Below are 7,297 nucleotides of genomic sequence, written 5' to 3'. Positions count from 1 at the left end.
TTGTGATCTATAGATTAAATATTTTTTAAATGTGACTGTCATCCTTCAGATAATAAAGCCATCATCGCAATAGATGGAAAAGCACTCCTGCTCTTTTTTGATTAGAGCCGTCGCAGGAGGAACAACTCATATCATCATTGCGATCTCGACGATGTATAGTCTCATCCTGCGGCAGAACAAGACGGATAAAAAATCCAATGAGAGCACACTCATCCAGAACTTATTAACATAATGAATATTAAAGAAAAATCATCGCAGCTAATGAAGTAATATGCAAAAATAATTAGTCCTTACAAGGAGCAAAGTTCCATAATCTCCCCCCTCCCCCTCAATGATCCAAATAAAGATAATGCATCCAGCTGGTCATTCTTAGCAGCACTTTCCGCATCACCGAAACATGGCTGAAATGGTCGGAGTAAACCGCCACCTGGGCGTAGATGCCGTCGGGTAAGGCATCGATATCATCGTTAGGGTCCAGTTCAATGGTTCCCAGCACACCGTCCGTGCCGGGCACGACCGTTAATGATTGCAATACCCCCTGCGCCTGATAAGAACCGCCTGGCACGACAGGTAAAATACTAGTCAGTTTGCCGTGAAACACCTGCCCAGGTAGCGCGTTAAACACCACTTCCGCATCATCGCCGGGTTTCAGACGTAACAGCGAGTTTTGCCGAAATTGGGCGACAATTTGCCGTTTTTGCTCGGGGATGAAGACCATCACCGGACGCAGCGGCAAGGCAGCTGCGTATGTACCTGGGCGGATCAGTACCTGAGTAACGTAGCCATTGCTCGGCGCGCGAATGACAGTCTGCTCAAGGTTATATTTTGCTTCAGTAAGTTGCGCTCTTAAGCTCACAATCTGCGATTGCTCGCCGTTAACCATACTGTCGAGCTGGCTCTGGATCTGCGCCTGCTCCGCCACCGAGCCTTTCACCAGCGCATCCTGCGCGAGGAAATTTTGCCGCGCATCGTCGATGTCACGTTCCGAGAACGGATTCACCGCCGCCTGGCTGCCTTTCAAGTAACGTTGATAATTTTTAAACAGACGGTCGCGCTCCGCTGAAACCTGGGTGGTGTTGGCCTGCGCTTCAGTGAGCTGCGCACGCAGCGTCTTTATATTATGCGTCGCCGTCATCAGGTCAGCCTGAAGTCTGTCAACTCGCGCCTGGTAACGAACCGGGTCGAGCTTAAAAAGCACCTCGCCCTTTTGAATAAGCTGATTATTCTTGTCAGTGACTTCAGTAACAATTCCCGTCACCTGTGGCGTGATAGGGATCGCTATCACTGCCTTTTGCGCGGTAAAAGTGTAAGGGTGGTTGTAGTTCATCAACAAAATCAAACCACTCACCAGAAACACGCCTCCCAGCGCCGCCGTCGCCAGCGTCCACTGATTTACCGGAATGCGGAAGATTTTAAAGACCGCCCACGCCAGCGCCACGTAAGTTAAAACAATCAATAGATCCATAATTAGATCTCCGGGAACGTGGAATAGTCAGTCTTTTTCTCGGCGGCGAGTTGATGCTCCAGCCGGGAAATTCGGTCAGAAAGTGCGGCGATTTCCGGGTCAGTCGCTTTCTCCTGCGACGCAACATGTGACTGCATACCCCAGCCACGCTCCGGTTGATAGAGCGTCGCCCAGATCCACAGAAACGGCCAGATAACATGCAGAGTAAACAGGCTCACCCAGCCCGCCGTATGAATAGCGTCGGCATGGGGATGGTTGCGCTTTTTGGCAATCAGATAAGGGATGTCATGTATCGCGATGATTCCATAAAAAATCACCAGAAAGACGAAGATCAGCACTCCCAACGCGAAATAGTTTAGAAACATATCTGCCTCGGATTCACGTTTATCAGTGTTGTTTTTGGGCTGGCAGCCAGAAGGGAGTCAGGCTGATATTTTGACAATAATCCGGGTTCGCGATTCTCGCCATAACACCAAAGAATAATTTTTAGAGGTGATGAGTTGCTTAGTTACATAACGATTGTATGACGAAGGCATAACATGCTGTAGATCACATCAGGTGAACGCCGTAAGAAAATATCTTGTGATTCAGATCACAAAGATTCAACAAACCATCAAAACAAAAATGTGACACTACTCACATTTAAATGCCATTTTTAGCGAAAATCGCCGTCTTGTTGCTTTTTTACACAAGCGTTTTGTGATGAGTATCACGTCAATTACCTCTCTACCCCCTATATTTATGTGACTGATATCACACAAAAGGCCGTCGACTGGACAGTTAACCGATTCAGTGCCAGATTTCGCAGTATCTACAAGGTCCGGCTACCTCTGCCGCCACATTAACAAAAAACCTCGGGCTTCCAGCCTGCGCGACAGCAAACATAAGAAGGGGTGTTTTTATGTCATCCGATATTAAGATCAAAGTGCAAAGCTTTGGTCGTTTCCTCAGCAACATGGTGATGCCAAATATCGGCGCGTTTATCGCGTGGGGTATCATCACCGCGTTATTTATTCCAACAGGGTGGTTACCGAACGAGACGCTGGCGAAGCTGGTCGGGCCGATGATCACTTATCTCCTGCCGCTGCTGATCGGTTATACCGGTGGTAAGCTGGTAGGCGGCGAACGTGGCGGCGTAGTCGGTGCCATCACTACCATGGGCGTTATCGTCGGCGCAGACATGCCGATGTTCCTCGGTTCTATGATTGCAGGTCCGCTGGGCGGCTGGTGCATTAAGCACTTCGACCGCTGGGTAGACGGTAAGATCAAATCCGGTTTTGAGATGCTGGTGAATAACTTCTCCGCAGGCATCATCGGGATGATCCTCGCCATTCTGGCATTTCTCGGCATTGGCCCGATTGTTGAAGCCCTGTCCAAAATGCTGGCTGCGGGCGTTAACTTCATGGTTGTCCATGACATGCTGCCGCTGGCGTCTATCTTTGTTGAACCGGCGAAAATCCTGTTCCTCAACAACGCCATTAACCACGGTATCTTCTCGCCGCTGGGTATTCAGCAGTCCCATGAACTGGGTAAATCCATCTTCTTCCTGATTGAAGCTAACCCAGGTCCAGGTATGGGCGTGCTGCTGGCGTACATGTTCTTTGGTCGTGGTAGTGCTAAACAGTCTGCGGGCGGTGCGGCAATCATCCACTTCCTGGGTGGTATCCACGAAATCTACTTCCCGTATGTGCTGATGAATCCGCGTCTGATCCTGGCCGTTATCCTCGGCGGTATGACTGGCGTGTTCACGCTGACTATCCTGGGCGGTGGTCTGGTTTCTCCAGCATCTCCGGGGTCTATCCTTGCGGTACTGGCGATGACGCCAAAAGGTGCTTACTTCGCTAACATCGCGGGTGTGTGTGCGGCGATGGCTGTCTCCTTCGTTGTCTCTGCTATTTTGCTGAAAACCAGCAAAGTGAAAGAAGAAGATGATATTGAAGCAGCAACTCGTCGTATGCAGGACATGAAAGCTGAGTCTAAAGGCGCATCTCCGCTGTCTGCTGGCGATGTGACTAACGACCTGAGCCACGTACGTAAAATCATCGTTGCCTGTGACGCCGGTATGGGTTCCAGTGCGATGGGCGCAGGCGTTCTGCGTAAGAAAATTCAGGATGCAGGTCTGTCGCAGATTTCTGTTACTAACAGCGCGATCAACAACCTGCCGCCAGATGTGGACCTCGTCATCACTCACCGTGACCTGACCGAACGCGCTATGCGCCAGGTTCCGCAGGCACAGCATATTTCGCTGACCAACTTCCTCGACAGCGGCCTGTACACCAGCCTGACCGAACGTCTGGTTGCTGCCCAACGCCACACGGCAAACGAAGAGAAAGTAAAAGACAGCCTGAAAGACAGCTTTGACGATTCCAGTGCTAACCTGTTCAAGCTAGGCGCGGAGAACATCTTCCTCGGTCGCAAAGCGGCAACCAAAGAAGAAGCGATTCGTTTTGCTGGCGAGCAGCTGGTGAAAGGCGGTTACGTTGAGCCGGAATACGTTCAGGCGATGCTGGATCGTGAAAAACTGACCCCGACTTATCTGGGTGAGTCTATCGCGGTGCCACACGGTACGGTTGAAGCGAAAGATCGCGTACTGAAAACGGGCGTGGTGTTCTGCCAGTACCCGGAAGGCGTGCGCTTCGGTGAAGAAGAAGATGACATTGCCCGTCTGGTGATTGGTATTGCAGCCCGTAACAACGAGCACATTCAGGTTATCACCAGCCTGACCAATGCACTGGATGATGAGTCCGTCATCGAGCGTCTGGCACACACCACCAGCGTGGATGAAGTGCTGGAACTGTTGGCAGGTCGTAAGTAATCCAATCCCACCCTCTCCACATGGAGAAGGTGGGGTTAATTGCCTGATGCGCTACGCTTATCAGGCCTACAGGATGCATCACGATTTGTTGAATTTGCACGTTCTTGTAGGCCGGATAAGGCGCTTACGCCGCATCCGGCGCTGCCCCTCTCCTCACGGAGAGGGTTTGGGTGAGGGAAAAGCCTCACCCCAGCCCTCTCGGGTAAAAACATTGATGAAGGTTAATACTATGAAAGCATTACATTTTGGCGCAGGTAATATCGGTCGTGGCTTTATCGGTAAACTGCTGGCAGACGCGGGTATCCAACTGACGTTTGCCGATGTCAATCAGGTGGTACTTGATGCCCTGAATGCCCGTCATAGCTATCAGGTTCATGTGGTTGGTGAAACCGAGCAGGTAGATACCGTTTCCGGCGTCAATGCTGTCAGCAGCATTGGTGATGATGTCGTTGATCTGATTGCTCAGGTCGATTTAGTCACTACCGCCGTTGGCCCGGTTGTGCTGGAACGTATTGCTCCGGCTATCGCCAAAGGGCTGGTGAAACGCAAAGAACAAGGTAATGAATCCCCGTTGAACATCATCGCCTGTGAAAACATGGTACGCGGTACCACGCAGCTGAAAGGCCATGTGATGAACGCCCTGCCGGAAGACGCCAAAGCGTGGGTAGAAGAACACGTTGGCTTTGTCGATTCCGCCGTTGACCGCATCGTACCGCCTTCGGCTTCGGCAACTAACGATCCGCTGGAAGTGACGGTAGAAACTTTCAGCGAATGGATTGTCGATAAAACGCAGTTCAAAGGCGCACTGCCGAACATCCCAGGCATGGAGTTAACCGACAACCTGATGGCATTTGTCGAACGTAAACTCTTCACCCTGAACACGGGTCATGCTATAACCGCGTACCTCGGAAAACTGGCCGGTCATCAGACCATTCGTGACGCTATTCTCGACGAGAAAATCCGCGCGGTGGTAAAAGGTGCGATGGAAGAAAGTGGTGCGGTACTGATCAAGCGCTACGGCTTTGACGCAGACAAACATGCGGCGTACATCCAGAAAATCCTCGGTCGTTTTGAGAACCCGTATCTGAAAGATGATGTAGAGCGCGTAGGCCGTCAGCCGCTGCGTAAACTGAGTGCTGGCGACCGTCTGATCAAGCCATTGCTCGGTACGCTGGAATACAGCCTTCCGCACAAGAATCTGATTCAGGGGATTGCTGGTGCAATGCACTTCCGCAGTGAAGATGATCCGCAGGCTCAGGAACTGGCAGCACTGATCGCTGACAAAGGTCCGCAGGCGGCGCTGGCACAGATTTCCGGTCTTGATGCCAACAGCGAGGTTGTATCCGAGGCGGTAACCGCTTATAAAGCAATGCAATAATGGTGGACCAGGCGCAGGACACCCTGCGCCCGAATAACAGATTGTCAGATATGCAGGCAACAATGGAACAAACCCAGGCCTTTGAAAACCGTGTGCTTGAGCGTCTGAATGCTGGCAAAACCGTGCGAAGCTTTCTGATCACCGCCGTCGAGCTTTTGACCGAGGCGGTAAATCTTCTGGTGCTTCAGGTATTCCGCAAAGACGATTACGCGGTGAAGTATGCTGTAGAACCGTTACTCGACGGCGACGGTCCGCTGGGCGATCTTTCTGTGCGTTTAAAACTCATTTACGGGTTGGGCGTCATTAACCGCCAGGAATACGAAGATGCGGAGCTGCTGATGGCATTGCGTGAAGAACTAAATCACGACGGCAACGAGTACGCCTTTACCGACGACGAGATCCTTGGACCCTTTGGTGAACTGCACTGCGTGGCGGCGTTACCACCGCCGCCACAGTTTGAACCAGCAGACTCCAGTTTGTATGCAATGCAAATTCAGCGCTATCAACAGGCTGTGCGATCAACAATGGTCCTTTCACTGACTGAGCTGATTTCCAGAATCAGCTTAAAAAAAGCCTTTCAAAAGTAAGCAACGTCTGCTTACTGCCCCTCTACCTGCTTCGGCCGATAAAGCCGACGATAATACTCCAGACGTTGTAGATATAACGGCACGCTTTCATCGGGTATTCCGGACGGAATCGCGTTACGGGGAGGAAGTTTTTTCAGATACTCCCGGAACGCCTGGCTTGATGCCATGAAATCTACGGCTTTATCGATAAGAAGCGGAACGTTTTCACCTAATTTGCCCATGATGATATCTCCGTATTACCCCGCGCCGGGAATGCGCGGCCGCCAATTTTAGTTTAGGTTCCCGGTAAAGATGACATTAAGGAAAACGTGCTGAATCCTCAATAATCATCCGCTGCTGTTTATTATCTTTTTTCTATAGATTTCTTAATTAATCAATAAATTGCGTAGTTTTTAAGCATGTTAATGATTACGTTACAGAACTATTGCAATGTCATCAGTTGTGAACAAAGCACCTGGTCGCGCATACTAGGGGCTATAAATTTATCTTTATCAGAAGCCATCACATGAAAGAAGTCGAAAAAAACGAAATCAAACGTCTCAGCGATCGTCTGGACGCCATCCGCCACCAGCAGGCCGATCTGTCGCTGGTTGAAGCCGCAGACAAATATGCCGAGCTGGAAAAAGAGAAAGCCACGCTGGAAGCAGAAATTGCTCGCCTGCGTGAAGTTCATAGCCAAAAACTGAGTAAAGAAGCACAGAAGCTGATGAAGATGCCGTTTCAGCGCGCAATTACCAAAAAAGAGCAGGCTGATATGGGCAAGCTGAAGAAAAGTGTTCGCGGACTGGTGGTTGTGCACCCAATGACCGCGCTGGGCCGTGAAATGGGCCTGCAGGAGATGACTGGATTCTCTAAGACTGCGTTTTAAGCGCCTCAGACGACTGGTTCGATCATATCAACCCGCATCTGGCTTGCCTTAGCTGGTCAATGCGGGGACTCTCCTGTCTACTCGCCTAATTACCAAACAATTCACTCCCTTTACTTCGATTTACCGCTGGTTGATATTCTGAAAATGCATTTTTACCGTAATAGCCATCTATAAACAATAAAAA

7 protein-coding genes are annotated in these 7,297 nt (G+C 50.4%); 4 read left to right on the top strand and 3 right to left on the bottom strand.

Annotation, left to right across the window (positions count from 1 at the left end):
* Window positions 1-328 precede the first annotated feature (328 nt).
* Together E0D98_RS19695 and E0D98_RS19690 are read right to left on the bottom strand one after the other, a co-directional pair.
* Window positions 329-1,465: an HlyD family secretion protein gene (locus tag E0D98_RS19695; RefSeq protein WP_000364939.1), complete on the bottom strand. Its 1,137-nt coding sequence runs from the start codon at window positions 1,463-1,465 to the stop codon at window positions 329-331.
* Between the two features lie 2 nt (window positions 1,466-1,467).
* Window positions 1,468-1,830, bottom strand: coding sequence for a DUF3302 domain-containing protein (locus E0D98_RS19690; protein ID WP_000479624.1), 363 nt, complete (start codon window positions 1,828-1,830; stop codon window positions 1,468-1,470).
* A gap of 536 nt (window positions 1,831-2,366) precedes the next feature.
* Between E0D98_RS19690 and mtlA the strand changes: the two genes are divergently transcribed.
* From mtlA to mtlR, 3 genes are all read left to right on the top strand, one after another.
* Window positions 2,367-4,280, top strand: coding sequence for a PTS mannitol transporter subunit IICBA (gene mtlA / locus E0D98_RS19685; protein WP_000093247.1), 1,914 nt, complete (start codon window positions 2,367-2,369; stop codon window positions 4,278-4,280).
* A gap of 229 nt (window positions 4,281-4,509) precedes the next feature.
* Window positions 4,510-5,658: a mannitol-1-phosphate 5-dehydrogenase gene (mtlD, locus tag E0D98_RS19680; RefSeq protein WP_000645424.1), complete on the top strand. Its 1,149-nt coding sequence runs from the start codon at window positions 4,510-4,512 to the stop codon at window positions 5,656-5,658.
* Window positions 5,658-6,245 carry a mannitol operon repressor MtlR gene (gene mtlR / locus E0D98_RS19675; protein ID WP_000228271.1) on the top strand — a complete coding sequence of 196 codons (588 nt, stop codon included), beginning with the start codon at window positions 5,658-5,660 and terminating at the stop codon, window positions 6,243-6,245. Before mtlD ends, mtlR begins: the two co-directional genes overlap by 1 nt.
* Window positions 6,246-6,256: 11 nt before the next feature.
* Here the strand turns inward: mtlR and yibT are convergent, their stop codons facing one another.
* Entirely contained in the window at window positions 6,257-6,466 is a 210-nt protein-coding gene (yibT, locus tag E0D98_RS19670; RefSeq protein ID WP_000517100.1) for a protein YibT, read from the bottom strand.
* Between the two features lie 284 nt (window positions 6,467-6,750).
* Here yibT and E0D98_RS19665 point away from each other — a divergent pair, with 284 nt between their 5' ends.
* Window positions 6,751-7,113: a YibL family ribosome-associated protein gene (locus E0D98_RS19665; RefSeq protein ID WP_000665680.1), complete on the top strand. Its 363-nt coding sequence runs from the start codon at window positions 6,751-6,753 to the stop codon at window positions 7,111-7,113.
* Window positions 7,114-7,297 lie beyond the last annotated feature (184 nt).

Source organism: Escherichia sp. KCJ4928 (assembly GCF_004352695.1).
Lineage (GTDB): Bacteria > Pseudomonadota > Gammaproteobacteria > Enterobacterales > Enterobacteriaceae > ECMA0423.
This window is presented reverse-complemented; position numbering and strand designations above follow the sequence as displayed.

What these genes read in the sequence shown, in the direction of transcription:
- E0D98_RS19690 (WP_000479624.1), bottom strand. Translation starts at nt 1,830, where the DNA reads ATGTTTCTAAACTATTTCGCGTTGGGAGTGCTGATCTTCGTCTTTCTG.
- yibT (WP_000517100.1), bottom strand. Translation starts at nt 6,466, where the DNA reads ATGGGCAAATTAGGTGAAAACGTTCCGCTTCTTATCGATAAAGCCGTA.
- mtlR (WP_000228271.1), top strand. Translation starts at nt 5,658, where the DNA reads ATGGTGGACCAGGCGCAGGACACCCTGCGCCCGAATAACAGATTGTCA.
- E0D98_RS19695 (WP_000364939.1), bottom strand. Translation starts at nt 1,465, where the DNA reads ATGGATCTATTGATTGTTTTAACTTACGTGGCGCTGGCGTGGGCGGTC.
- mtlA (WP_000093247.1), top strand. Translation starts at nt 2,367, where the DNA reads ATGTCATCCGATATTAAGATCAAAGTGCAAAGCTTTGGTCGTTTCCTC.
- mtlD (WP_000645424.1), top strand. Translation starts at nt 4,510, where the DNA reads ATGAAAGCATTACATTTTGGCGCAGGTAATATCGGTCGTGGCTTTATC.
- E0D98_RS19665 (WP_000665680.1), top strand. Translation starts at nt 6,751, where the DNA reads ATGAAAGAAGTCGAAAAAAACGAAATCAAACGTCTCAGCGATCGTCTG.